Source organism: Streptomyces sp. NPDC012510, assembly GCF_042955065.1.
Taxonomy (GTDB): Bacteria; Actinomycetota; Actinomycetes; order Streptomycetales; family Streptomycetaceae; genus Streptomyces.
Map to the genome: position 1 here is coordinate 15,662 of NZ_JBIBEN010000009.1, position 25,279 is coordinate 40,940.

Consider the following 25,279-nt stretch of genomic DNA (forward strand, 5'->3'; position numbering starts at 1 on the left):
CTCCTTGACTCGGATGCAACAGAACTGTCCAGTGCCTACCCGAAACGTCGGCGATGGGAAGCGCATCGGGATGAACGTGCCGGTGGCATCCGTGATTTTCCCCTCTTTGGAGCAATCCACGGAGCCGCGGCATTTCCTGACAGCCGTGCAGCAGTCGCCGGACAGGCCACATACAGAGAGTTCGGGGCGGCTCGCACGGCTACCCCCTTGGCCGCCGTATGAGGTCCGGCCGGCTCATCAAGACGGCCAAGCGATCCGTCCCCCTCCGCTGGCCAGCCCCGTATGAGCCGACTGCCAGAAACACCTGAACTCTTTGATCGCGTACTCGATGAATTGGAGCTGCTTTTCAAGCCGCCAGCGGGTTCTCGTCAATTGACTGGCTGAACAAACGTAGGCGATCCAGAGGGAGAACGCCGCGAGCTGGGCGTCCTTGGGGGGCCGCTTTGAGGGTCTGGTAGGGGTACTCGGTGCGGATCGTGACGACGTCGGGTGCGGTGCTTCCGCCGATTCCCTCCGCGGACAGCAGGCCGGCGCCACGGTGCTTCTTTCCGCCGGCCTGGCGTATCCAGTCAGGCAGGCAGAAGTCATCGTCGCCACCGCATCCGGCCCGGGCCACGGCAAGGGCAGCCGCCGCCAGACAGGCACCGGCCACGGATCGCGAAGCCGCCAGGGCTGTCATGGTCACTCCTCTCACCAGCCCACCGCCCTCACATTGAGCACCCGCACGATCGAGGGCAAACGGAGCGGGGCTGATCGAGCAGTTCACCTGCCGCTTCGACGAGCCTTTGTTCTTGGCGATGGGCACCTCGCGGGCGCAGCACGCCTCCGACTCGCAGGGGCCGATGTCGAGCCCGCCTCCTCCAGTGCGCGTGTGGCGCAGTGCAGGCTGTCCAGGCGCACGCGTGCGGTGAACAGCGTGGTGGTCGCCTGCACCTGTCGCTTCGACGGTGACCTCGCGGGGCAGTTCGGCCAGCCCGTGGGCGGTGTAGGTCTCCTCACCGGTCAGGCCCAGGGCGCGGGCGTTGTCGCCGGGGCCGAACTGCAGCGGCAGGACGCCCATCCCGATCAGGTTGGAGCGGTGGATACGCTCGAACGACTCGGCCAGGACGGCATTGACGCCGAGCAGGTGGCCGCCACGGTCGCTCCCGCCCGGGCCGGAGCCTCCCCCGTGCCCTGCCTCGCGCGGTCCCGGTGACGACGACCTTGGCGGCCGGCCTGCTCTACGCCGTGCGGTTCACGGGCGCGTTCGCGGGCGCGTACGGGCGCGAGGGACGGCCACCGGTTCGGCACCGGGTACCACGGTGTTGGAGACGGTGCCGATGCCCTCGACGGTGAGGGTGACGGTGTCGCCGGGCTTGAGCGGCGGCGGGTCCTGGCGGCCGCGCACGCCCCAGAGTTCGGCGAGGCAGCCGCCGTTGCCGCAGGTGCCGGAGCCGAGTACGTCGCCGGGGCGGACCCAGGTGCCGCGGGAGGCGTAGGCGGTCATGTCCTCGAAGGTCCAGCTCATGTTGGACAGCAGGTCCTTGCCGACGACCTCGCCGTTGATCTCGGCGGTCAGCGCCAGGCGCAGGAAGCCGTCGCTGTCGCGGTAGGGCTCCAGCTCGTCCGCGGTGACGAGGTAGGGGCCGAGGGTGGTGGCGGTGTCCTTGCCCTTGCAGGGGCCGAGGCTGACCTGCATCTCGCGGGACTGGAGGTCGCGTGCTGACCAGTCGTTGTAGACGGTGTAGCCGATGATGTGGTCGCGGGCCTGCTCGGGGGTGAGGTCCCGACCTTCGCGGCCGATGACCGCGGCGACTTCGAGTTCGAAGTCCATTGCCTGGCTGCCGGGCGGCACGGGGACGTCCTCGTGAGCGCCGATGACCGCGTAGGGGTTGGTGAAGTAGAAGGTGGGCGCGTCGTACCAGGCGTCCGGGGCGCCCGAGATTCCGTCGATGTTTCGCCGTACGCCCTCGACGTGCTCCTCGAACGTGATGAAGTCGCGTACGGACGGCGGTTGAAGCGGCGGCAGCAGTCGCACCTGGGAGACGTGCGGGCCGCGCGGCACGTCCAGGCTTGCGTTGCCCGCCTCGCGCAGTGCCTCGGGACCGGCCTGGATCAGGTCGAGAAGCGTTCCCGCGCCGGGGCAGGGGCAGAGGGTGCCGTCGTCCTCGACGGTGGCGAGACGGCTGCGGCCGTGCTGCTCGTACGTGGCGAAACGCATGGCATTCCTAGGGAGCTGGGAGGGTTGACACAGACCGGGGGCCCGGCGGCATGGCAAGGCCGGGGAGTGCGCCGAGCCCCCGGGGTCAAGGGGTCAGACCGGCGGAGCGACGAAGACGCCGCGGTCGACGTCGTTGATCATCTCCTTGGCGACCATCTCGTTCATCGGGTTGGACGTGCCCCACTGGTCGGCGTTCTCGGGCTTCGTCAGGTCGTAGATGTGCGGGTGCCAGGTGTCCTCGTCCAGCTTTTCGAGCTCGGTGGTGTACTCGACGGTGTTGCCGTGCGGGTCGAGGAAGTACGTGAAGGTGTTGTCGCCCGCCATGTGCCGCCCCGGGCCCCAGATCTTGCGGGCGCCGGAGCGCATCACGCGGCCGGAGCCGCGCATGTACTCGTCGATGCCGCGCATCTCGAAGGAGAGGTGCTGCAGGGAGGCGTACGGACCGCTGGCGATGGCCATGGAGTGGTGCTGGTTGCTGATCCGCATGAAGTGCATGACGTCGCCCATGTGCGGCAAGGTCATCGTGTCGGACAGCCGGAAGTCGAGGTGCTGCTCGTACCAGGCGCGGGTGGCGTTGATGTCGGGGGAGTTCAGGACGACGTGCGAGAGACGGACGGGGATGGACTCCTTCTCCTCGATACGACGGTGCCGGCGCGCCTCGACGTCGGCCGAGACCTCGATGGTGCGGCCGTCGATGTCGAAGAAGCGGAAGCCGTAGCCGCCGCCGGGGGTGTCGACCTTGCCCGGCTGGGAGATCAACCGCACTCCACCCGCGAGGAGTCGCTCGGCGAGTGTGTCCACGTCGGCGGGGTTCGCCGCGCCGTAGGAGATGAGGTCGAGGCGCTTCTCCTCGGCCTTGCGGAGCCGGACGATGTACTGCTCGGGGGAGCCCTCGGCGGCCAGGAAGGAGATGCCGGAGTCCTCGGCGACCTTGGTCAGACCCCAGACGCCGGCGTAGAAGTCGAGTTGCTTGTCGTAGTCGGGCACGGCGAGGTCGACGTGCCGCAGGTGGGTGAGCAGACGGTTGGTCATGTCGGGTTCCTCAGGTGAGATGCAGCAGTGCTGCCGCGTTGCCGCCGCGTACGGCGTGGAAGTGGGGGTCGGGCAGGTCGGTGACGTCGCGCAGAGCGCCGAGCGGGTCGTCGGTGCCCATGTCGAAGGGGAAGTCGGAGCCGAGCAGCACCCGGTCGGGGCCGGCCACGCGGATCAGCTCGCGCAGGACGTCCGGGTCGTGGACAAGGGAGTCGAAGTACAGCTGCTTGAGGTAGCTGCTGGGCGGGTGCGCGCAGCCGCGGGTGTCGGTGCGGGCGAGCCAGGCGTGGTCGGAGCGGCCGATGTGGGTGGGCAGATAGCCGCCGCCGTGGGCGGCGACGATGCGCAACCCCGGGTGCCGGTCCAGGACGCCGGAGAAGATCAGATGGGACAGGGCGACGGCGTTCTCGGTCGGCTGGCCGACGGTGTTGGACAGGTACCAGCGGTTGAGGCGCTCGTCGAGCGTGCAGCCGAAGGGGTGCAGGAAGAGGATCGCGCCGGTTTCCTCGGCCCGTGTCCAGAACGGTTCGTACGCGGGGTCCGACAGTTCGTGTCCCGGGGCGTGGCTGGAGATCTCGACACCGCGCAGGCCCAGGCCGAGGGCGTGTTCGAGGGCTTCGACGGCGAGGTCCGGGTGCTGGAGGGGGACGAGGCCGAGGCCGTGCAGCCGCTGCGGGGCCTGGGCGATGTGCGCGGCGGTGCCCTCGTTGGCCAGTTCCCACACCGTACGGGCCAGGTCCTCGTCGGCCCAGTAGTGGTAGTGCGACGGAGACGGTGAGACCAGCTGGACGTCGACCCCGGAGGCGTCCATCGCGGCGAGCCGGGCCTTGACGTCGGTCAGTTTCGGGAAGCGGTCCCGGAACATCGGGCCGCTGACGGCGATGGCCTCGGGGCCGTTGCGGCGGGCGTCGAGATCGCGGGCCGCGGTCAGCCCGGGGTGTCCGGCGACGGCGTCCTCGACCTGAGGGAGCAGGACGTGCGCGTGGACGTCGACCGTGGGTGCGCCGTTCCGGGGACTCCCGGGACTCGCGGGACTCCCGTCGTTCACGGAGTTCACGGGGTCTCCTTCAGGACGGACATCGTGCGGGCCATCAGACCGGGTGCGTCGGCGTCACGGGCGCCGTCCATCTGCCACTGACCGAGTTGCACGGATGCCTCGACCACCATGCGGACACGGCCGATCCGGCGTTCGTAGAAGCCGGTCAGCACGGAGTCGAGGGAACTCCAGTCCTGCTCCTCGCTCAGCATCTCGGCCAGTACGGAGGCGTCCTCCAGCGACATGGCCGCGCCCTGGGCGAGCGTGGGAGGACAGACATGGGCCGCGTCACCGATCAGGACGACCCGGCCGCGGTGCCAGGAGCCCTCGACGAGCAGCCGCTCGAACCGGGTGTAGTTGACCTTGGCGGGGTCGGTGATGCTCGCCGCGATCTCCGGCCAGGCACCTCCGTAGGGCGCGGCCAGCCGCCGCATCTCGTCCGCGTACGAGGCCGGGTCGATGGAGGCGCGGTCGCGGTTGGCCTCGACGAGGTAGGCGTAGAGAGTGTTCTTGCTGGTGGGGCAGTAGCCGGCGATGTAGCACGGTCCGCCGTAGGACAGGTCCTTGCGCTTCACGCTCTCGGGGCGGGGCGCGGGGACGCGCCAGATGGCCATGCCGGTCGGTTCGGGCTTGTCGCTGATGCCGATCATCGCGCGCGTGCGGGAGCCGACGCCGTCGGCGGCGATGACAAGGTCGTAGCGGCTCTCGGTGCCGTCGCTGAACCGGGCGGTGACGCCGGACGCGTCCTGGACCAGTTCCTCGGCGGTGGTGCCAAGGCGTATCGCCGCGCCGCTCTCGCGAACGGCCTCGCACAGAATCTCCTGGAGCCGGGGCCGCTGCATGCCGAAGATCGGGGGCAGGTCCTCCCCTCCGGTGCGGATGTCCTGCTGGACGTGGAACACGGTTCCGTCGGGCGCGGCCAGGCCGACGGCGTCGACGGCGTAGCCGCTCGCCCGGACCTTGTCCCACACGCCCACTTCGCGCAGCACGCGCAGCGCGTTGCCCTGGAGGGTGATGCCGGAGCCGAGCACGTTCCAGTCGGCTTTGGCCTCGATCAGTTCCACGGCGATGCCCGCCCGCCGCAGCAGCACGGTCACGGCGTTGCCGGACGCGCCGCCGCCTATGACGAGGACGGTGCGGGGACGGGAATCGTTCATGAGTTCTCCCTGAGATGGTGCCGCGCGACTTCGAGCGGCAGAGGGGTGTTGCGGGCCGGGCGGGCGAGGGCGTAGCCGTCCGGGCGCGGCTCGCCCGGCCGTCCAGGGGCGTTACTTGACGGCGATGGGATTCACCGGTGAGCCGACGGAACCGGTGATGGGCAGGGGCGCGGCGGTGAGCCAGAACTCGTACCGGCCGTCGGCGGCGCAATGTGCGGCGAGGGCGTCGAGGTCCCACATCTCCCCGATGAGCAGGCCGATGTGAGGGATGGCGACCTGGTGCAGCGGCTGGAAGGCGTGGTCGAACTCGTTGGGCCGCACCTCGAAACCCCAGGTGTCGGTGGCGATCCCGGCGATCTCGCTCCGGTGCAGCCAGCCGGCCGTACTGAAGCTCAACCCCGGCGCCGGCCCGCCCGCGTAGTCGCCCCAGCCTTCGTGACGGGCGCGGGCCAGCCGCCCGGTGCGCACGAGGACGAGGTCGCCACGACCGACGGTCACACCGTGCGAGGCAGCGGTCGAGGTCAGGTGCTCCTCGGTGATGGCGAAGCCGTCGGGAAGTTCGCCGTCCTGACCGATGATCAGGCCCACATCGAGGAGGACGCCTCGCCCGGCGACGTGCGAAGCCATGTGCTCGATACCGGTGACCAGATCGCCTTCGGAGGTGACGACCTTCTCCGCCGGGCGGCCGTTCCACGCCTTGCCGTGATCGAAGATGTGCCCGAGCCCATCCCATTGGGTGGAGCACTGCAAGGGCATGGCGATCACGTCGTCGGCGCCACCGAAACCGTGCGGGAAGCCCTGGCCGCCCAGAGCGGCGTCGGTGCCGGTGGCGAGCATCGTGTGCACCGGGTTGGTACGCCGCCGCCAGCCTTTCTGCGGGCCGTCCATGTCGAAGCTCTGTGACAAGGAGAAGCTGACGCCGTCGCGGACCAGGGCTGCGCCCTCGCGACGCTTGGCCTCGTCGAGGAAGTTGAGAGTGCCGAGCACGTCGTCCTCGCCCCAGCGGCCCCAGTTCGAGTACGCCCTCGCGGCCTCGGCGATCGCCACCTCGGGATCCGTACGGTCGATACCGTCGATTCGGTCGGCGCTCATCGGGCCTCCTCCGCGACACAGCGGGTGCGCTGGGCGCCGAGCCCGGTGACCGAGCCGTCCATCACGTCGCCGTCGCGCAGCAGCCGGCCCCAATGGATGCCGTTGCCGGCCGGGCTGCCGGTCAGAACCAGGTCGCCGGGAAGTAGTCGGGCCGTCTGGGAGATGTACGAGACCAACCGTGCGACGCCGAAGATCATGTCGCTGGTGGACTCGTCCTGCATGGTCTCGCCGTTGAGTTTCAGGGTGACCTGCAGGTCGGAGGGGTCGGCGATGGAGCCGGCCGGGACGATCCACGGACCGAGCGGGGTGAAGCCGGGGGCGTTCTTGCTGCGCAGCCAGTCGGTGCCGATCGGGGGCATGTCCCGGCGGAAGACGGTCGCGCGGTCGGTCAGGTCGTTGGCGATGGTGTAGCCCGCGACGTACTCCAGCGCCTCGTCCACGGTGACCCGGGAGGCGGGACGGGAGATCACCGCGGCCAGTTCCAGCTCCCAGTCGGGCTTCTCGGCCCAGGCGGGCAGCACCACGTCGTCGTAGGGACCGCTGATCGTGGTCGGCAGGCCGATGAAGACGTACGGGAGGTCCTCGGCGGCCCGCTTGTCCATGACCGCCGCGACCTCGGCGCGGGCCTCCTCGACGGTGCCCGGGGCGGCCGGGGCGCGGTGTGCGACCGCCAGGTCGATCACGTGCTGCCGGTAGTTGGCGCCCGACTGGAAGATCTGCCGCGGCTCGACGGGCGCGTGCGCCGTCATCTCGGCCAGCGGCCGCCAGTCGCGCTCCGGGTCCCCGGCGAGGATGTGCAGCCGCGGCAGCAGCTCGTCCCAGCGCTCCATGAGTGCGAGCGTGGTCAGCGCGGGTTCACCCAATGCCGTACGCAGGTCGAGTACCTGGCCGTCCGGGGCCACGAGGCCCGGGAACCTGGTCTCGCCCGGTGCCGAAAGAGTGCCGATGGCGAACGGTCCGGAGAAGGGGGTGAAGAGTGCCGACATGGCTGCGGATGTCACGGAGATTTTCCTCCCGATTGCGGTGCCCACTAATCTGGCCCGTAGATTGCAATCAGGGAAATCGATTACCTGTATATAAGAATCCAGCCGGCGAATACCGAAGGTGCTGGCTCCGGAACTGGGATGCTTCGTGAACCTGGCCAGCCTGGACCTCAACCTCGTCGTCGCCCTGCGCGCCCTCCTGCAGGAGCGCAACGTCACCAGGGCCGGCCAGCGCATCGGTCTCAGTCAACCCGCGATGAGCGCGGCCCTGGCCCGGCTGCGCCGCCACTTCGACGACGACCTCCTCGCCCGGGTGGGCGGAGGGTACGAACTGACCGCCCTCGGGCAGGCCCTCCTCGACCGGACCACCACCGCATGCGACCTGCTGGAGCGCGTTTTCGCCAGTCAGGCGGAATTCAACCCCTCCCGCGAGGAACATGAGTTCACGCTGATCGCCTCGGACTATGCGGTTGCCGTCTTCGGCACCGAACTCGCCCGCACCGTCCAAGCCGAGGCACCAGGCATACGGCTGAGGTTCAAACAGGTGCCGAACGAAATCATCGACAGCACCGGGTCGCTGCTCAGCACCGTGGACGGACTACTGCTGCCCCACGGCATCATTCGCGGCTTCCCCACGGTCGAGCTCTACCAGGACAGCTGGGTCTTCCTCGTCGCGGATGACAACCCGGAGGTCGGCGAGCAGCTCACCCTCGACGACTTGGCCCGACTGCCGTGGGTGACGTACCAACGAGCCTACGATGCCCCCGCCGCCCGTCAGATTGCCATGCTCGGCATCGAGCCGCGCGTGGCGGTCTCCGTCGACGGTTTCCAGCTGATGCCACTTCTGGTCGTAGGCACCCGCCGGGTGGCTCTCCTTCAAAGGCGTCTCGCCGATGAGCTGGACGGACTCGCACCCGTCCGCATCATGGAACCGCCCTATGACGCCGTGCCGATCCAGCAGGCCTTGTGGTGGCATCCGGTCCACACGCACGACGCGGCGCACATGTGGCTGCGGGAGACGATGGCTCGGGTCGCCGAGACGATGGAGGCCGGTCGGCCTACGCTCTCCGGTCCGCCGAAATGAGGGTGGGGCTATGCCCTGCGTCTGCAAAAGTCACCGATAAGTCAACGGCATGGGCGGCCGTGATCCACCCGGTGAGTTTCACGTCGTTGTCCTCGCCCGGTTTCAGCAGGGCGGCGAAGCCGCCTATGAGATCGGCGAGTGCGGTCATCGCCGGGGGCAGGCCGCGGCGATCTGCTCCAGCAAGGTCAACCGATACGGGCCAGAGCCGAACGTCATAGAGCCCCTGTGGACACGGGCAACGGGAGGAGAGGACGGCCCATGGCTTCGTGGTCCTGCCGCCGAGCCCGCAGACGGCGGCATCGGCCGCGCGCTCCGGCTGCACTTCCGGTCCGTCCGTATCCGGTCTGGCCTCGACAGCGCACACGTGGTCGAGCGTCAGGTCGGCCGGTCAGCGCAGGAGTCTGCGGATGATGGTGGTGGCGGCGCTGATGTCGGTGGGCTGCCCGGTGAGGAGCTCGCGGTAATAGAAGGACTCGGCGACCCGGACGACGGCGTAGGCGAGGGTCGGGGCGTCGATGTCGTCGGGTTCGCCGATCTCGGACTGGATGAGACGGCTGACGGTTTCGACTATGCGGTCTTGGATGACGCCGTCACGCGAGGTCATCACCCGTAGTGCGGTGTCGGGGTGTTCGGCGACGAACCGACGCATGGCCGGCAGTTGTGCGCTGGTGGTCAGCATGGCGTGAACGAGGTCGGCGACCTTGTCGGCGCCTTGCCCCCGGCTCCGGGGGTAGATCTGGGCGAACTCGGTTGTGGCGATCGCCCAGATCGCCTCGCCGATCAGGCGGTCGCGGTCGCCGTAACGCCGATACAGGGTGGCGCGGCCGATGCCGGCCTCGGCAGCCAGCGCTCGTGCGTCGATCCAGCCGTCCCGCAGGAACATCGCGACCGCAGCGCGCAGCACCGGCTCGGCCGGGGGCAGCGGAGGCGGAACCTCTTGCGTTTGAGACATCACCGTCCTAGTGTCTCACTCAATCCATGAGACACACATGTATCAGTGTCTCACTTTCGGGGGGAGTTGCCGTGGCCACAGTGAAGCGGACAATGCCGTTCGCGATCTATGTCGTGATGTTCGCGGCCCTTGCGCTTCAGGGCGACCTCACCGGGTTCATGGTCTGCAACCTGCTTGTGCAACTGGCCGTCTTCGTCCTGGGTGCGTGTCTGCCGGCCCACCGCACCGGGTTCATGTCCTACGTGGATGTGGCCTGGCCGTGGGGCCTGGCCCTGATCGGGGTGCAGGTCCTGGTGTTCGGCGGCCTGGATTCGCCTGCGGCTCTCGCGACTGCGGCGATCTACCTGCTGATGGGCATGCGTATGGGCGCCTGGGCGCTGCGGTTCATGGTGTTCAAGCGGTTGCCCGGCGAGTTGCCGCGGTACCAGTACCAGCGGCGCCGCTGGGAGCGAGACGGGTTCCGCAACGAGAAGGTGTCGCTCCAGGTCGAGATCATGGTCCAGTGCGGCGCCAACATCGCGGTGCTCGCGGTCCCGGCCGCGCTCGCCACCGTGCGCCCGGCCGGCCTCGATGTCGTGAGTGTCGTGGCGATCGCGCTGTGGGCGGTGTTCTGGGTCTTCGAATCGGTGGCGGATCTGCAGAAGGCCCGTTTCGCCGACCGCACCCGACGGGACGGTGCGCGCCACACCTGTGACATCGGGCTGTGGCGCTACAGCCGCCACCCCAACTACTTCGGTCAGTGGATGCAGTGGAGCAGTCTCATCCTGCTGTCGCTGCCCGTGCTGATCGACCGCTGGCCACACCATCACATCGTCTTCGGCCTGCTCACGGCCCTCGCCCTGGCCTGGATCTCCTGGACCACCTACCACATGCTCGTGCACTACACCGGCGCCGTTCCCGCCGAGCATTTCAGCCGGCAGCGACGCCCCGGATACATCCGCTATCAGCGCGTCACCAACCGGTTCTTTCCCGGGCCCCGACGGACCACTCATCAGTAAGCATTCCGACTGCCCCATCGGTGACGAGGCAGAGCGGCGGGCAGGGGCACCGTGTGCCCGGCGCCGGCGTCCTCGCGGTCTCGCCCGGTGAGCCACCGGCCCTCGATCCAGACCTCCGGCGAGCGGGGGTCCTCGGTGAGGGTGTTCCGCCCACAGCGATTCTCGACCGCCCCCTGCACTGCGGTTCAGGAGTCCGGCTGGGGTGTTGCCGTCAGGGTGAGGTGCCACATCCGGTCGGAGACGGGTGTCTCATAGGCGGCGATGGTCCAGGCGTCCTCGCGGGGGTCGGCTTCGTGCAGGAGCTGGATGCGCAGGGTCTGTGACTCGTGGATGACGTGGGTGGTGTCGTCGGAGAAGGTCCGCCACTTCTCCCAGTCGCTCTTCTCGGCGACGAACTCGTCGAGGACAGCGTCATGGTTGCCAGGATCGGCGGCGTAGACGGGAACGGTCTCCGTGTGAGGGACGGGCGGTTCGTCGTGGATGGGCTGATCGGGTTCGCCAGCCTCTGGAGGCCCGAGTGAGGTGACCGCGGCGGCGATCCGGCGTTCGGTGTCGGTCACGGGTGCGGGTCCGGGGCGTACGGCGTCGCCGTGGAGGCGTCCACGGCCGCGGGTGGCTGCCGCGGATCTCAGCCTCGGCCGTCGGCCCGCGGCCGTGGCAGACGCCGTGTGCTGCTCCGTAGGACAACGCTCGTGGAGACCTGCACGATCCGCGAGGCGTCGTCGTCGGACAGCGCGAGCTCCATCGCGCGGAGCCCGAGCTGCCGCAGAGGTACGGTCACGGTGGTCAGCTCCGGGACGACGTCCACCGCTGGGCCGATGTCGTCGAAGCCGGCGACGGCGACGTCCTGGCCGGGGACCAGTCCGGCGTCGCGGAATGCCGTCATCGCACCGATCGCCATGACGTCGCTGACGGCGAAGACGAGTTCCGTGCCGTCCAGGCCCCGGCGGACCAGCTCACGGGCGGCCACACACCCGCCTCGGCGGCTGAACTCGGCTTCCACCACGCGTTGTTCGTCGATATCGATGTCGAACTCGCGCAGGCCGTCCATGAATCCACCGCACCGGTCACGGGATGTCCTGAGCCCCCCGCCCGCGCACACCACCGCGAACCGTCGGTAGCCGAGGCCTGCCAGAGCGCGGGCAAGCTGCCGCGCCCCGCCGTGGTTGTCGATGCTGACGGTGCGGAACGGCAGATCGTGCTGGCTTATCAGGACCACGCTGCCGCCGGCATCCCGGTAGGCGTCGAACTCCTCGACGAGTGCGTCGCGGGTGTCGCTGCCGTCGATGCGGCTGCCGGTCAGGATGATGGCGCGGGGCCGCATACCGCGCAGCGTCCTGACGATCTGGAGTTCCCGCTCGGGGGAGCGGCCCGCGACCGCCATGGTCACAATGAGTCCGGCCGCCTCCGCCGCCTGCGTCACACCTGCCGCGATGGAGGAGAAGTACGGGTCGTCGACACCGCTGACGACCAGAGCGACGGTGTTCGTCGACCCCCGCGCGATCGCCTGGGCGGACAGGTGCGGCGCGTAGCCCAGTTCCGCGGCTGCGGCGAGCACACGGGCGGCGTTCCCCTGCCGGACGTTGCGGATGCTGCCGTTGAGCACGCGCGACGCCGTCGCCTGCGAGACGCCCGCGGCCCGGGCCACATCACGCAAGGTTGCCTGGCGCTCCCCGGATACGGCCGCCCCGCGCCGTGGCGGAGATGCTGCCGGACCATCTTCCATGCCGCACATTGTGCACGGGGACGCACAGCGCCTTGAAGGCGGTGGGGTGACGAGGGACTGATGCGCGCCAGACCCGCTCACCCGTGGCGCAGGGCGTTTCCCCTCTGAGGTCCGGCGCCCATGGGCCATGACACGGCGTCGGGCCCGAAGGGGTCCAGGTTCAGAGACCGCCGACAGAAGGAAGTGCCTGTCGGGACGCGACACGGCGTTCGGCCTCGGCCCCGCGTGCCTGAGCTACGCCCCAGTGCCGACGCGACGGCGTTCCGGCGGTGCGGCAGGCGCCGCTGCCAGGGCCGCGGCGACGCCGACACGGCACTCCGCGAGGAAGCGTCCCGCCGAAGCCGGGGCGTGTTCGTGTCCACCGTGGAGCCGAGCCGCACGCCACCGCGTCACCTGTACGGTCCGAATTCCGTCGGCGGCCGACCACGGATATCCTCGGGTGGCGTCGGCTGCGGCTGGTGAGGGCTGCTGAGGCTCAGCGGCCCGTGCGGGCCGCTGTGGCTCGTCGGCGGCGTTCTCATGGCGCGGGAGGGAACGACCATGCCCCATCCAGCCAGACCGACCGTCACCCTGCGCGACGTGGCGGCGGCCGCCGGAGTGTCGGTCACGACCGCGTCACGAGTCCTGGGCGGCAGTTCCCGGACGGTCGCGCCCGAGTACGAGCAGCGGGTCCTCACCGCCGCGGCCGCGTTGCGCTACACCGCGGACGCCGCGGCCCGGGCGATGCGGCGCGCGAGCGACTCGATCGCGGTGGTCGCCGACGACCTCACGACCCCGTCAATGGGGATGGTCGTCGCGGCGATGGAACGGCAGGCGCGCGACGCCGGGGCCTTCGTGACCGTCTCGTCGACCCACGGCACCGCCGAGCGCCAGTTCGAAACCGTCCGGCTGCAGCGTGCGCTCCGGCCGCGGGCGCTCATCCTGACCTCCAGCCGCCTGGACGCGAACGCCCTGGGCGGGCGCCTGCTCGACGAACTGCTCGGCTACGAACGCGACGGCGGCCGGGTGGTGATCGTAGGTGACACCGACATGCCGTTCGCCGCCATCGGCTTCGACAACCATGGCTCCGCGAAGGAATTGGCCACCCACATCGCCGAGTCGGGGCACCGGCACGTGACCATCCTCGCCGGCGTCCGCGGGCGCGGGAACGTCGCCGCCCGCACGGCGGGTCTGGTGGCCGGGCTGCGCGACGCCGGCCTCGAGGAACGGCACATCCACATCTCGCACGGTGCGGTGAGCCGCCAAGGGGGATTCGACGCGGCCCGGCGGCTGGTCGCCCGAGGGCTCGAGCCACCGCACGCGGTCCTGGCCGCCAACGACACCATCGCCATCGGCGCGATGTCCGCCTTCCGGGCCGCGGGGGTGTCGGTGCCGGCGGACGTCTCGGTGACCGGTTTCGACGACATCGAGCTCGCGACCGACGTGACACCGCGGCTGACGACCGTGTCGTTGCCGCTGGCGGAGGCAGGCGCGGAGGCGGTCCGCCTCGCGGTCGCGGCTCGTGCGCAAGCCTCACGCCTGATGATGCGCGGGCAGCTCGTGGTGCGCGACAGCACGGCGGTCCACGTCCCCTGACCTGCCCCTGCTGTGGCCAACCGGCCGGTTCGTGCGGCGCGGCGGGGCAGGCCCCTGCCACCGTGCGGCGAGCAGCGGGGGTGTCGTCCGGAGCCGGGCCGGACGCCGCCCGAGCGCGGCGCCGTCTCCCGCGTCAGGACGGCGTACGGGAGGGCAGCCCGACGCGCTGATCCGTGCGCGTGCCTGCCGGCGAGGGCGTAGTGCGCGGTGCGGTCAGTGTGGAGGGGGCCCGCCGGCCTCTCGTTCGTCTTCCGGCAGGCCGGCGGCGGCCATCACCTCTCACGACGCCGAGAGGTTCGTCCGGCTGGAAACCTTGACGGCTCGATCATCTCTGGACACACTGCGCGGAATACGTTTTCCCAGCGCACGCCTCGAGGGGAGCATGAGGATCCTCAGCACACCTTGGCGGCGGTTCGGCAGCGCCGACGACGTGCTGTCCGAACGTGACGACACAACCGCCTTCGACCTCCCGCCGGCCCGGTGCGGGTCCGTCCTCCCTCGCCCCCGTTCCGGTCGTGGCGCCGCCTGCACCGGGGCGCGTCGACCCGCACCTGATCCGGTCGCCGGGCTGCGATGACACGGAGGCGTTCGCCCTCGGGCTCACGGACGGCCGTCCGCTACCGGATCCGCCGCCCGAGCCCGGCCTCCAAGAGGGCGAGCCCGGCCCACACCCGCGACGGCGCCACTCCAGGAGCCGGTACCGCACGACCGCACACGACAAGAAGAGGACCATGACCACCTACCGAAGACTTGTGCCGAGGGCGACCGCCGCCGCGCTGTGCGCGCTGGCCGTCGTGCTCGCCTCGATCGTGCTCATCCCCGCGCAGCGGGCCCACGCCGCGGGCAGCACGTACTACGTGAGCGAGACCGGGAGCGACAGCAACTCCGGGACCAGCACCAGCGCTCCCTGGCGCTCGCTGAGCAAGGTGAACTCGACGACGTTCCAGCCCGGCGACACCATCCGCTTCGAGTCCGGTGACAGCTGGACCGGGCAGCTGTGGCCGAAGGGGTCCGGTGTCGACGGCTCCCCGATCAGCATCGACAGCTACGGGGCGGGCGCCAAGCCGAAGATCGCCGGCGAGGGCACCGTCGGCGACGCGGTGCGGTTGCACAACCAGCAGTACTGGGAGATCCGCAACCTCGACGTGTCGAACACGGTACCCACGGGGACGACAGACGGTTCGAAGCTAGGCGACTTCCGCGGCATCGGCGTGCACGGCGACAACGGCCAGACCCTGCGCCACTTCGTGATCGATTCGGTCGACGTGCACGACGTCACCGGCGAGGTCAAGTGGATCGGCGGCAGCAGTACCGGCAACAAGCCGGGCATCACCTTCGTACAGGGCTGGGACCGCTCGAAGAACACCGGCGGCATCGCCTTCCTCACCGGCGTCCAGGACATCGCCGCGCCCGGCGCCCCCACAGTGCTCGACGGCATCACGGTGGAGAACTCCACCATCAAGAACACCTCGTTCGGCGGCATAGTCGTGAAGCAGTACGTCGGTGACGCACCCGGTGCCGTCGCGACGGGCTGGGGCAGGCGCGCCACGGCCGGCGACTCCAACTTCACCCCGCACACCAACGTCACGATCCGCGGCAACTACATCACGCAGGAGAACACCTCCTACGGCTGCAACGGCGTCTACCTCACCAACGTCCGGGGCGGACTCGTCGAAGGCAATGTGATCGACCGGGTCGGCGTCTCCGGCGTCGAGACCTACATGGCCGACAGCGTCACCGTCCAGTACAACGAGATCATGGGCACCCGCCTCTCGTCGGGTGGTGCCGACCAGAACGGCATGGACCCCGACATCGGCACCACCAACCAGGTGTTCCAGTACAACTACCTCCACGACAACGGCGACGGCATCCTGCTCTGCGCGTGCAACTCCACGTACAAGTTCGGCAGCGTGGTGCTCCGCTACAACGTCATCACCGGCAGCAAACGCTGGAACATCCACATGTCGCAGCAGAGCGGCACGGTGGCGCAGATATACAACAACATCTTCGCCAACACCGATTCGTCCACCATGGTGTCCGGCGGTGTCTCCGGCAGGGCGACGTTCACCAACAACCTGTTCATCTCGGGACATTCCGCACCCGAGTTCAGGCAGCAGTCGAGCATCGTCTACAACAACAACGGGTACTCGTCCAACCTGACCACTCGGCCCGCGTCCGACGTGAACGCCGTGGTCGGCGCTCCGCAGTTCCTGAACGCCGCCGTCGCGGGGCCCTACGGCGACGAGAACGGCCCGAAACTCGGCACGGCGGCGAACTTCGCGCTCCAGGCCGGATCGGTGTTCGTCGACGCCGGTGCCGCCGTCACCGGCAACGGCGGCCTCGACTTCACCGGGACGCCGGTACCGCCCGGAAGCGGTCCGGACATCGGCGCCTTCGAGCGCGGGGCGACGGACATCGCGTTCACGGACTCGTTCGACGGTCAGGCGACCGGCGCGCTCGCCGACGGTACGAACGGATGGCAGGTCGTCTCGACCAACAACCAGGTCGCCGTGGCGGAGACGCCTTCCGCCAACGACAAGAGCGTCCGGCTGAGCCGCACGATCGAGGGCGGCGGCACCGACGGGACCAACCTCGCCCGGGTCTTCGGCACCCCGCTGCAGGGCGTGGTGACGATCGAGGCGCAGGTGATGCGCAATGACACGCAGGCGGGCTGGTTCGGACTGCCCTACGTGTACAACTCCAGCGGCGCACCAGCCGTCAGCGTCGCGTTCGCGCGCGGCGAGATCCGCGCGTACGAGGGAAGCACGAACCGTGTCATCGGTACGTACGCCTCCGGTCGGTGGTATCGGGTCACGCTCACCGTCGACACGGTCAACCAGCGATTCGACCTGGACATCGACGGCCGGCGCGCGCTGAGCGACGCCGCGTTCCGCACCTCGATGCCGGGGATCGCGAAGGTCGCGTGGTACGCGAACGGCGGCGAGCGCGGGTCGGTGCACGTCGACGACGTGCGGGTCCGGCGCGGTGCCGGCTTCGGCAACGACAGCCACCGCAGGCTCGTGGCCCGGCATTCGGACAAGTGCGCCGACGTGACCAGCGCTTCGGCCGCCGATGGCGCCCAGCTCATCCAGTACAGCTGCGGCAACGGGCAGAACCAGCAGTGGCAGCTGCGCGATGCCGGCAGCGGTTACGTCCAGCTCGTGGCCCGGCATTCGGGCAAGTGCGCCGGTGTGACCGGCGCTTCCACCGCCAACGGCGCCCAGCTCGTCCAGTCCGACTGCGGCAACGGGCAGAACCAGCAGTGGCAGCTGCGCGATGCCGGCAGCGGTTACGCCCAGCTCGTGGCCCGGCATTCGGGCAAGTGCGCTGACGTGACCAGCGCTTCGGCCGCCGATGGCGCCCAGCTCATCCAGTACAGCTGCGGCTCCGGGCAGAACCAGCAGTGGAGCGTCAGTACGCTGACCACCTGAAAGAGGCGCATTCTGCCGGGCCGCATCGGCCCGGCAGAAATGCGTTGCCGTTGGCCAGGTCCGCCAGGGCGATCTCTACGTTCAACCAGGGCGACCTCTACGTTCAACGACGACACGAGGCCCTGGTCAAGCGGCTGCGAGGCGTACAGGTCACTCACCGCTTCCAGATTCACAGAACTCTGCCGGCGGTGCCGCTCCAGGGTGAGAACGGCGGCGGAGATCGGCGACATTCGATTCGGGCTGCATCGGGCCTTGCGGAAGATCCGCCAGGACTTCGGGCGGGCGACTCCGTGCTCGACCGGTGCGCGTGCAGCGGACAGCGCGCGGTTGACGGTCCGCCGGGTCGGTGTGAGGTCGCCGCCCGGTGGCTGTCTCAGAGGCGTCGTCACCCACGGACCGGCTCCGATGTGGCATACGGGACGACCAGGTCGGTATCGCCGTGAGCGCCCTTGCCGAGCACGGTGGCTGTCCACGGAAGGAGTCGGTCACCGGCCATGAGCACGACTGCGGTGAACGGATCTCAGTCGTCCTTGCCCGTGTTCTCGCTCGGAAGGCAGGTCTGGCGTGCCCAGAGGCCCAGCAGCGCCATCGCGCCGACCAACAGTGGTACCGGATCGGCGGCAAGAGGCGCCAGCGTGTATCCCAGCGCCGTGACCGTGCAGACGGTCAGGGGCACGAACGCCGCGGCGCCTTCCATCCCCGATCGCAGCGTCGGCCGACCAGCGCACAGGACGCTCGCCCCGCCGGGCACCCAAGGCCCGACAGCGACGGTCAGCAGTCCCGCGGTGCCACAGACGTCGGCCAACGGGGATGACATCGCCTCAGTGCCCTGCGCACCGACCATCAGCAGACGCAGGGTGTCGCCGATCAGTATCAGGAACACTCCGACGATCGCCGCCCACACCGTGGCCTGCTGGTCGCCCCGCACGAGACGTCGCAGGGCGAGCAGAAAACCGAGGGACACGACTTCCGAGGTCCACAGCACGCCGAGCATTCCCGTCTCCGGCCGCCAGCCCTCACCGGCCCTGCCCAGCAGCACCCATCCCACCATGAACCCGGCCCCGGCCATGACAGCCCCATCAAGCACGCGCCGCAGCCACGCCCGCCAACCTGTGCCGGCATCGGCCGCCATCACCAGACCGGCCATTCCCAGCCCCACCGTGATCGTCACTCCGGCGACGACCGCCGAACCGGCCAACCCCTGTGCATCCGTTGCCGACTCCGGTCGAGCCGACAGCCCGGCGAGGGAGATCCGATAGACACCCCCGGCGGCGGCAGAACCGGCCACCAACAGCAGACGCGTCCGCACCCGCCCCCGCGCGCCCCAGACACGGAGCAGCAGGGACAGGGTCAACACCAGGCAGCCGACGGACGGTCCGAGAGACCACATCATCCGCACCGCCGCACTCCTGCCCGCCCGTCACCAGGGACGGCCGGCACCGTTTCGCCGAGACGAGCCACATCGAACGCGCCCCGGGCGCCGGCGCCCTGCCCACACCAGCGGTTCGTCCGGACCCCCAGCACGTCCGGCGACTTCCCCAATCTCACCATGCAGGTGCCCCTTCGAACGGTGCCCGCCGTCAGGGCCGTCCCCCACGGCCGCCGGATCCGTACACAGACCGTACGAAACCCGCATCAGCACCGAGCGGCAAAGTCGGCTGATTCACTCGTGTTGCGTAAGGAAGGGCGTTCCCGACCGGCTGTCGGAGGAGCTCAGGCGGCGGTCGGCCACCGCTTTGTGGGGTGAAGGGCGCGCGACCATCCGGGCGTCGACCGCGTGGCGTGCCGTTCGCCGTGGTGCGTGTGGTGTGCCCTGAGATCTCGGGACGGCTCACGCGTGAAGGAGACACACGGCATGTTCGGACAGTCGCAGGCGTTCAGTGGCTTCGCGGTCGACGACCTGGGCGAGGCCCACCGGTTCTACGGTGAGACTCTAGGTCTCCAGGCGGAGGAGACCGGGGAGGGGGACATGCGGATGCTGACCCTCACCCTCGGCAGCGGCGCGCGGGTCTTCGTCTACCCGAAGGAGACGCACACGCCCGCGACGTTCACGATCCTCAACTTCCCCGTGGACGACATCGAGGCCGCCGTCGACGAACTGGAGGGCCACGGCGTGACCCTTGAGCGCTATCCCGGATTCGAGCACGACGAGAGGGGCATCGTCCGGGGCGGTGACGGCGGGCCTGCGGCGATCGCGTGGTTCACCGACCCCGCCGGGAACGTGCTCTCCGTGCTCCAGGAGAACTGACGACCGGGGCTGGTCGGAGATCGCCCGGATATCGCGCTCTCCGGCCGGCGCCCGGGTCGACGGGCACGCGTGCTGTGGGTGAGGTGCGCGTGCCCCCCCGTGGAAGCGCCGGGGGAGCTGCGAGCGATCAGCGTCACTGCCCCGGCCCGGACATCGGTCAGGAGAGGTCGAACCGATCGAGGTTCATCACCTTGTCCCAGGCGGACACGAAGTCACGCACGAACTTGTGCCCCGCGTCCTTGGCCGCGTAGACCTCCGACACGGCCCGGAGCTGGGAGTGTGCGCCGAAGACGAGGTCGACCGCGGTGGCGGTCCACCTGAGTTCGCCCGTGGCGCTGTCCCGGCCCTCGAACACGTTCTCGTCCGAGGCCGACGCCTTCCACTCCGTGCTCATGTCGAGCAGGTTGACGAAGAAGTCGTTGGTCAATGTCTCCGGCCGGTGGGTGAAGACGCCGTGCGGGGATCGCTTGTAACCGGTGTCCAGGATCCGCATGCCGCCGATCAGCACGGTCATCTCGGGAGCGGTCAGCGTCAACAGGTTGGCGCGGTCCAGCAGGAGTGTCTCCGGCGACAGCTTCTCTCCCGCCCGGAGGTAGTTCCTGAACCCGTCGGCCCTGGGTTCGAGCATGGCGAACGACTCCGCGTCGGTCTGTTCCTGCGAGGCGTCGGTGCGCCCCGGTGCGAACGGGACCGTGATGTCGTGACCGGCGTTCTTCGCGGCCTGCTCGACGGCCGCGCACCCGCCCAGGACGATCAGGTCGGCGAGCGAGACCCTGGCGCCGCCGGCATGTGAGTGGTTGAAGTCCTGCCGGATCCGTTCCAGCTGCTGCAGCACTTCGGCCACCTCAGGCAGGTGGTTGACCTCCCAGTCCCGTTGCGGCGCGAGCCGGATCCGTGCCCCGTTGGCCCCGCCGCGCTTGTCGGTGCCGCGGAAGCTCGCCGCGGACGCCCAAGCGGTCGTGACCAGTTGGGAGACGGACAGTCCCGAGGCGAGGATCGTGCTCTTGAGAGCGGCGATGTCCTCGTCCACCACGAGTGGGTGATCGACCTCGGGGACGGGGTCCTGCCATACCTGCGGCTCGGGAACCCACGGGCCGAGGTAGCGCGTCACGGGGCCCATGTCGCGGTGCAACAGCTTGTACCAGGCCTTGGCGAAGGCTTCGGCGAGACGGTCCGGGTTCTCGTGGAAGCCCTTCGAGATCGGGCCGTAGATCGGATCCAGCCTCAGCGCGAGGTCCGTCGTCAGCATCATGGGAGCGTGCCTCCTCGACGGATCATGGGCGTCGGGCACCGTGCCCTTGGCCGAAGGATCCACGGGAGTCCACTGCTTGGCACCGGCGGGGCTGGTCGTCAGCTCCCATTCGTACCCGAACAGGTTGTCCAGGTACCCGTTGTCCCAACGGGTCGGCGCGGAGGTCCACGCGCCTTCGAGCCCACTGGTGAGCGCGTCGGCGCCCTTGCCGCTGCCGTACGTGTTGCGCCAGCCGAGACCCTGCTGCTCGACGGGTGCGGCCTCGGGTTCCGGGCCGATGTGCGCGGGATCGACCGCACCGTGACACTTGCCGAACGTGTGGCCGCCGACGATGAGCGCGACCGTCTCCTCGTCGTTCATCGCCATGCGCCCGAACGTCTCGCGAATGTCCCGGGCGGCGGCCATCGGGTCCGGGTTGCCGTTGGGTCCTTCCGGATTGACGTAGATGAGTCCCATCTGCACGGCGCCGAAGGGAGCGGCGAGTTCCCTGTCGCCGCTGTAACGCTCATCTCCGAGCCAGATGTCCTCGGGCCCCCAGAAGATTTCCTCGGGTTCCCAGATGTCCTCTCGGCCGAATCCGAACCCGAACGTCTTGAACCCCATGGATTCCATGGCACAGTTACCGGCGAAAACCAGAAGGTCGGCCCAGGAGATTTTCTGTCCGTACTTCTGTTTGACCGGCCACAGCAAACGGCGCGCCTTGTCGAGGCTCGCGTTGTCCGGCCAACTGTTGAGGGGGGCGAAGCGCTGAGCGCCCCTGCCGCCGCCGCCCCGGCCGTCGGCGACACGGTAGGTGCCCGCTGCGTGCCAGCTCATGCGGATGAAGAGCGGCCCGTAGTGGCCGTAGTCGGCAGGCCACCAGTCCTTCGACGTGGTCATCACGTCGATGACGTCCTGCTTCAGTGTGTCGAGGTCGAGGGTGGCGAACTCGCGTGGGTAGTCGAAGTCCTCGTCCATCGGATTGGAGCGGGACGAGTGTTGGTGAAGAATTTGCAGGTCCAGTTGATTCGGCCACCAGTCCCGGTTCGTCCTGGGCCGAGTCGGCGTGGGGGTCGGGGAGGCGATTGCCGGGTTTTCGCTTTCGCTGCCGGACACGTCGTCCTACTTTCTGTCTCGGTGATTCCACGCACCATGCCGATGAATGTGAAGTCGGCGTCCGTATGGTCGCGCACCGCAGACGGCACCGCTACGAAACACGCAGGGCACCCGCGCATGACGAACGTGCGACCGGAGGCTTCTTTTCCGCCCAGAAGTCCACTTCCGAGTTGCCGCGGGCGGCTGTCGGCGTCACGCCGGCGCCGGCTGGAGTCATCGTGGCCCGCGCGGGTAGTCGGTGCACCATGTCCGAGGTGGTGCAGGCAGGTGGTTGGGGATTGCTGGCAGGCTCGGCGCTGCTGTTGGGGGCGGTGTTCGGCTACGGGCTGCGGGTGCCGCAGAAGGTCATCGCACTGGTGATGGCCTTCGGCGCCGGGGTGTTGCTGTCGGCTGTCTCCTTCGAGTTGGTCGAGGAGGCCTATGACGAAGGTGGTCTGGGCCCCGCGGCCGTGGGAACGCTGGCCGGGGCAGGGGCCTACACACTCGGCAATGTGTGGCTGATCCGCCGTGGTGCGCGCCATCGCAAGCGATCCGGTCTTCATGCCGGTCAGGCCCAGCCGTCCGAGGAGGCGCACAGCGGCTCGGGGCTGGCCCTGGCGTTGGGGGCGCTGCTGGACGGTGTACCCGAGTCGGCGGTGATCGGCGTCAGCCTGTTGGACGGCGGGGCCGTCAGCCTCGTCACGGTGGCGGCGGTGTTCATCAGCAACGTCCCCGAGGGACTGTCCAGCTCGGCCGGGATGAAGAAGGCCGGCCGCACCAAGGGCTACGTCTTCGGCGTCTGGGGAGCGATCGCCGGCGCGAGCACCGTCTCCGCGGTGCTCGGCTACACCGTGGTCGGTAGCTTCTCACCGGCTGTGGTCGCCGCCGTGACCGCCGTGGCAGCCGGCGCCATCCTGGCCATGATCGCCGACACGATGATCCCCGAGGCGTTCGAGGAAGCCCACCTGGCGATCGGACTGGTCACGGTCAGCGGTTTCCTGGTCTCCTTCGCGTTGTCCCACACCTGATCAGGGGCAGCCCGGGGTACGGGATGCGTGCTGCGCGCCCCGGGAGTCGGTGCTTCGGCTCCGACCCCGGCGTCCCCCTCGACGTCCTGAACCGGCAGGTCGAGGCAGCCTGCCGTCGACGCTCACCGTGCGCAACACCAGGTACTGGGCGGTCTTCGCCCGCCTCGCCCACCGGGTGAGCTGATCCCGCTCAGCCTCGCTCAGGACCAGGTCAGCCTTCGGTCGGCCGTTCGGGCGGCCTCTTCAAGCCCGGCCAGCCGCTCAGCGGCGAACTTCCCGCGCCACTTCCTCACCGTCGAGACCGTCACGCCGACCTCTGCCGCCACACGCGCATTCGGCACTAGCTTCTCCCCGCCCCGTCGTCTCCGGTCCGTCGGCTGTCCGCCGGACGCTCCCGTACCCACTCCCATCGGCTCACCGAGTACGTCTCGCCGTCCCCCGGCGGACGCGTCCAGGAACGCGTGGTGAAGGTGTGCAGTCGACCGTGCACCAGGGCATGACGCGGCAGGCGCACGCCGAACTCCCCGGTCACCGCTTCCAGCAGCGACCGTTCCTGGTCCGCCCCGTCCTGCGGGGTGCCGAAGAGCGGGCCCGGATCCAGCGTCTGCGGTATCTCCCCGCTCCGCCGGATCTCGCCGTCCACGTAGGTGAACGCGTACTGCTCGGTACCGTCTCGCGCAACCGAAAGGTGGAAGAAGGGCTCACGGTGCTCTGCCCGCAGGCCGTTCCACACCACCACCGCACGGGTGCCGGCGCTGGCGGCCACGGCCGGGGAGAGGAAGCGCCGCTGGTCGAACGGGGCGGGATCGCTGTCGAAGGCGAAGCTCCAACCGGTGCCCGCCCGGCCGACCGCCATGAGAGCCCTGTCGTCGTAGGACGGGAACTCCATCCGGTTCTGCAGCGAACGGTGGCGCGCTTCCCAGTGGGTCATGGGTTCGTTCAGTACGCCGTCGTCCCTGCCCCCGGCCCAGGCCCCGTCCCCGCCTCCGGCCCCCTTCCCGCCACCGTCTGCGAGACGCCCGGGCAGGTTTTCCGGCTCCACCCCCTCCACCAGGACGAACCGGTAGGACGTGCGGTTGTTGCCCGGGTCCGGCTCCGCGAGCCACGCCAGGTCGCCCGGGTCGAGCGCGGCCGTCGGCCTCGGTGCCTCACCCGTCTCCCCGGCCCGTGGAGTGGACAACAGCTCACGACCCCGCTCCGGGGTCAGCAGCGGTCCGAGGACGGGGTCGGCCACCCACCCCAGCGGCGCCAGTTGGTACGGTCCCAGCGGCTCCCACTGGGGCAGGGCATCCATCAGCGTCCGCCATGCCCCGTCGGTGTCTCCCCACCGCGCCGACTCCCGCGCCCGCTCGACCGCTTCACCGAACGGTCCGGCGGCCGTGTACCGGTACGTGCCGTTGCGCACCCGCTCCAGCGTCGCTCGGGCCAGCGACATCGAATCCTGGTCGGCGCCCCGGAGATGGAACCTCAGAGTGGAATCGTCCCGGCGGGAGCGTGCCGCGTGCTCGGCGACCAGCGGTGGCAGCAGCTCGGCTGCGTACCGAGGGTCCGTCGCCAGTCCGTCGAAGTACACCATGTGGGTCTCTCCGAGCAGACGGCGTATCTGGTCGCTCAGGCCCGCGGCCCGTGGCCTGCCGTACCCCTTGGCCTCGTCCAGTGCCTTGTGGGCCTTTTCCCAGTCACCGCGCAGTGCCTCCCGCCGGGTTGCCTCCACCAGGGCGTCCAACTCTCGTGTGGTGTCGTTGGCGAACACCGGCTCCCCGTCGCCCGGGTGCGACCGCAGGCTGTGGAACTCCCGGTGCATGTCCCGCATGAACGTGAGGAAGTCGGCGTGCCGCTCGGGTGGCGCGGCACGCCAGCTCGCCCAGGTGTACACGGCCCACTCACCGTCCTCGTCCACGTCCCCGGGATGGAGGAGGACATGGGTGCCGTCCGACTCGACGTCGATCTGCAGTCCGCGCCGCCAGACGTCCACCTCCCGCCGCTCCTCGGGCCCGGCGTCCTCGTCCAGGTACTCCTCGAAGATGTCCGCGAGCCCTGACGCGTCGTTGTGCCAGCGCGCGCCCTCGGTTCCCGCCAACAGCCACACGAAGCCGCCCGCGTTGCGCCACCCGTCGCTGACCTTGAGGAACTCCCGGTACGACGGAGGCATCCGTCGGCCCAGCCGATCCTCCATGGCTGCGATCCGCTCCTCGGACGCGGGCGGGAAGCCCAGCCACCGCGCCCGTTGCGCGGCCTCGTCGCCCTCGCTCTGCGGCTCGTCCTCCGGCAGGGAATCCGCCCACTCCCCGCTCCACCTGAGCAGGAACGATCGCCAGTCGAATGCCGTGGTGTCCGTCATACGACCGATGCTGCCACCCACCACTGACATCGAGCCGGGGATCAGGTTCCGGTGGCCGGGCTCTGCCACC

The 25,279-nt window shown here is 69.5% G+C and carries 19 protein-coding genes and 1 pseudogene; 6 read left to right on the top strand and 14 right to left on the bottom strand.

Going from position 1 to position 25,279, the window contains the following annotated elements:
* Positions 1 to 346 precede the first annotated feature (346 nt).
* The 7 genes from ACFY9I_RS18340 to ACFY9I_RS18370 all read right to left on the bottom strand — a co-directional run bounded on the left by ACFY9I_RS18340 (position 347) and on the right by ACFY9I_RS18370 (position 7,503).
* The gene (locus ACFY9I_RS18340) at positions 347 to 1,126 is read right to left on the bottom strand and encodes a hypothetical protein (RefSeq protein ID WP_391003182.1); all 780 of its coding nucleotides are present in this window, start codon (positions 1,124 to 1,126) and stop codon (positions 347 to 349) included.
* Between the two features lie 108 nt (positions 1,127 to 1,234).
* Positions 1,235 to 2,200, bottom strand: a complete 966-nt coding sequence (locus tag ACFY9I_RS18345; protein WP_391002755.1) for a fumarylacetoacetate hydrolase family protein — start codon at positions 2,198 to 2,200, stop codon at positions 1,235 to 1,237.
* A 93-nt stretch (positions 2,201 to 2,293) separates the two neighbouring features.
* Positions 2,294 to 3,232: a VOC family protein gene (locus tag ACFY9I_RS18350; protein WP_391002756.1), complete on the bottom strand. Its 939-nt coding sequence runs from the start codon at positions 3,230 to 3,232 to the stop codon at positions 2,294 to 2,296.
* Between the two features lie 10 nt (positions 3,233 to 3,242).
* Positions 3,243 to 4,289: an amidohydrolase family protein gene (locus tag ACFY9I_RS18355; protein ID WP_391002758.1), complete on the bottom strand. Its 1,047-nt coding sequence runs from the start codon at positions 4,287 to 4,289 to the stop codon at positions 3,243 to 3,245.
* A complete protein-coding gene (locus tag ACFY9I_RS18360) occupies positions 4,286 to 5,425 on the bottom strand; it encodes an FAD-dependent monooxygenase (protein WP_391002760.1) in 1,140 nt (379 codons plus the stop codon). Before ACFY9I_RS18360 ends, ACFY9I_RS18355 begins: the two co-directional genes overlap by 4 nt.
* Positions 5,426 to 5,536: 111 nt before the next feature.
* Positions 5,537 to 6,517: a cyclase family protein gene (locus tag ACFY9I_RS18365; RefSeq protein ID WP_391002762.1), complete on the bottom strand. Its 981-nt coding sequence runs from the start codon at positions 6,515 to 6,517 to the stop codon at positions 5,537 to 5,539.
* Positions 6,514 to 7,503, bottom strand: coding sequence for a fumarylacetoacetate hydrolase family protein (locus ACFY9I_RS18370; RefSeq protein WP_391003184.1), 990 nt, complete (start codon positions 7,501 to 7,503; stop codon positions 6,514 to 6,516). The genes ACFY9I_RS18365 and ACFY9I_RS18370 overlap by 4 nt, the downstream gene beginning before the upstream one ends.
* 145 nt (positions 7,504 to 7,648) lie before the next feature.
* On the opposite strand from ACFY9I_RS18370, the gene ACFY9I_RS18375 reads away from it, so the two are divergent.
* The gene (locus ACFY9I_RS18375; protein ID WP_391002764.1) at positions 7,649 to 8,584 is read left to right on the top strand and encodes a LysR family transcriptional regulator; all 936 of its coding nucleotides are present in this window, start codon (positions 7,649 to 7,651) and stop codon (positions 8,582 to 8,584) included.
* A gap of 388 nt (positions 8,585 to 8,972) precedes the next feature.
* Here ACFY9I_RS18375 and ACFY9I_RS18380 read toward each other — a convergent pair whose 3' ends face one another.
* A complete protein-coding gene (locus tag ACFY9I_RS18380) occupies positions 8,973 to 9,536 on the bottom strand; it encodes a QsdR family transcriptional regulator (RefSeq protein WP_391002766.1) in 564 nt (187 codons plus the stop codon).
* A gap of 71 nt (positions 9,537 to 9,607) precedes the next feature.
* Between ACFY9I_RS18380 and ACFY9I_RS18385 the strand changes: the two genes are divergently transcribed.
* Complete coding sequence (locus ACFY9I_RS18385; RefSeq protein WP_391002768.1) at positions 9,608 to 10,534, top strand: DUF1295 domain-containing protein; 927 nt, start codon at positions 9,608 to 9,610, stop codon at positions 10,532 to 10,534.
* A 185-nt stretch (positions 10,535 to 10,719) separates the two neighbouring features.
* Here ACFY9I_RS18385 and ACFY9I_RS18390 read toward each other — a convergent pair whose 3' ends face one another.
* Both ACFY9I_RS18390 and ACFY9I_RS18395 read right to left on the bottom strand, forming a co-directional pair.
* On the bottom strand, positions 10,720 to 11,094 hold the full coding sequence (locus ACFY9I_RS18390) for a DUF317 domain-containing protein (protein WP_391002770.1): 375 nt from the start codon (positions 11,092 to 11,094) through the stop codon (positions 10,720 to 10,722).
* A gap of 68 nt (positions 11,095 to 11,162) precedes the next feature.
* Positions 11,163 to 12,182 (bottom strand): substrate-binding domain-containing protein, encoded by a 1,020-nt coding sequence (locus tag ACFY9I_RS18395; RefSeq protein ID WP_391003186.1) that lies wholly within the window; start codon positions 12,180 to 12,182, stop codon positions 11,163 to 11,165.
* A 618-nt stretch (positions 12,183 to 12,800) separates the two neighbouring features.
* Here ACFY9I_RS18395 and ACFY9I_RS18400 point away from each other — a divergent pair.
* Complete coding sequence (locus ACFY9I_RS18400; RefSeq protein WP_391002772.1) at positions 12,801 to 13,835, top strand: substrate-binding domain-containing protein; 1,035 nt, start codon at positions 12,801 to 12,803, stop codon at positions 13,833 to 13,835.
* 731 nt (positions 13,836 to 14,566) lie between these two features.
* Entirely contained in the window at positions 14,567 to 17,266 is a 2,700-nt protein-coding gene (locus ACFY9I_RS18405) for an RICIN domain-containing protein (RefSeq protein ID WP_391002774.1), read from the top strand.
* 185 nt (positions 17,267 to 17,451) lie between these two features.
* Here the strand turns inward: ACFY9I_RS18405 and ACFY9I_RS18410 are convergent.
* Positions 17,452 to 17,697 (bottom strand): annotated as a pseudogene (locus ACFY9I_RS18410) (transposase family protein); the annotation flags it as partial.
* A gap of 89 nt (positions 17,698 to 17,786) precedes the next feature.
* A complete protein-coding gene (locus tag ACFY9I_RS18415) occupies positions 17,787 to 18,659 on the bottom strand; it encodes a hypothetical protein (RefSeq protein WP_391002776.1) in 873 nt (290 codons plus the stop codon).
* A 462-nt stretch (positions 18,660 to 19,121) separates the two neighbouring features.
* On the opposite strand from ACFY9I_RS18415, the gene ACFY9I_RS18420 reads away from it, so the two are divergent.
* Complete coding sequence (locus ACFY9I_RS18420; protein ID WP_391002778.1) at positions 19,122 to 19,514, top strand: VOC family protein; 393 nt, start codon at positions 19,122 to 19,124, stop codon at positions 19,512 to 19,514.
* Positions 19,515 to 19,671: 157 nt separating this feature from the next.
* On the opposite strand, the gene katG is transcribed toward ACFY9I_RS18420, so the two are convergent.
* Positions 19,672 to 21,861, bottom strand: coding sequence for a catalase/peroxidase HPI (katG, locus tag ACFY9I_RS18425; RefSeq protein ID WP_391002780.1), 2,190 nt, complete (start codon positions 21,859 to 21,861; stop codon positions 19,672 to 19,674).
* Positions 21,862 to 22,106: 245 nt separating this feature from the next.
* On the opposite strand from katG, the gene ACFY9I_RS18430 reads away from it, so the two are divergent.
* Positions 22,107 to 22,868: a ZIP family metal transporter gene (locus tag ACFY9I_RS18430; RefSeq protein ID WP_391002782.1), complete on the top strand. Its 762-nt coding sequence runs from the start codon at positions 22,107 to 22,109 to the stop codon at positions 22,866 to 22,868.
* 340 nt (positions 22,869 to 23,208) lie between these two features.
* Here the strand turns inward: ACFY9I_RS18430 and ACFY9I_RS18435 are convergent, their stop codons facing one another.
* Positions 23,209 to 25,209 (bottom strand): SMI1/KNR4 family protein, encoded by a 2,001-nt coding sequence (locus ACFY9I_RS18435; RefSeq protein WP_391002784.1) that lies wholly within the window; start codon positions 25,207 to 25,209, stop codon positions 23,209 to 23,211.
* Positions 25,210 to 25,279: the final 70 nt, after the last annotated feature.

What these genes read in the sequence shown, in the direction of transcription:
- ACFY9I_RS18380 (WP_391002766.1), bottom strand. Translation starts at nt 9,536, where the DNA reads ATGTCTCAAACGCAAGAGGTTCCGCCTCCGCTGCCCCCGGCCGAGCCG.
- ACFY9I_RS18350 (WP_391002756.1), bottom strand. Translation starts at nt 3,232, where the DNA reads ATGACCAACCGTCTGCTCACCCACCTGCGGCACGTCGACCTCGCCGTG.
- ACFY9I_RS18420 (WP_391002778.1), top strand. Translation starts at nt 19,122, where the DNA reads ATGTTCGGACAGTCGCAGGCGTTCAGTGGCTTCGCGGTCGACGACCTG.
- ACFY9I_RS18430 (WP_391002782.1), top strand. Translation starts at nt 22,107, where the DNA reads ATGTCCGAGGTGGTGCAGGCAGGTGGTTGGGGATTGCTGGCAGGCTCG.
- ACFY9I_RS18415 (WP_391002776.1), bottom strand. Translation starts at nt 18,659, where the DNA reads ATGATGTGGTCTCTCGGACCGTCCGTCGGCTGCCTGGTGTTGACCCTG.
- ACFY9I_RS18400 (WP_391002772.1), top strand. Translation starts at nt 12,801, where the DNA reads ATGCCCCATCCAGCCAGACCGACCGTCACCCTGCGCGACGTGGCGGCG.
- ACFY9I_RS18365 (WP_391002762.1), bottom strand. Translation starts at nt 6,517, where the DNA reads ATGAGCGCCGACCGAATCGACGGTATCGACCGTACGGATCCCGAGGTG.
- ACFY9I_RS18435 (WP_391002784.1), bottom strand. Translation starts at nt 25,209, where the DNA reads ATGACGGACACCACGGCATTCGACTGGCGATCGTTCCTGCTCAGGTGG.
- ACFY9I_RS18345 (WP_391002755.1), bottom strand. Translation starts at nt 2,200, where the DNA reads ATGCGTTTCGCCACGTACGAGCAGCACGGCCGCAGCCGTCTCGCCACC.
- ACFY9I_RS18370 (WP_391003184.1), bottom strand. Translation starts at nt 7,503, where the DNA reads ATGTCGGCACTCTTCACCCCCTTCTCCGGACCGTTCGCCATCGGCACT.
- ACFY9I_RS18360 (WP_391002760.1), bottom strand. Translation starts at nt 5,425, where the DNA reads ATGAACGATTCCCGTCCCCGCACCGTCCTCGTCATAGGCGGCGGCGCG.
- ACFY9I_RS18405 (WP_391002774.1), top strand. Translation starts at nt 14,567, where the DNA reads ATGACCACCTACCGAAGACTTGTGCCGAGGGCGACCGCCGCCGCGCTG.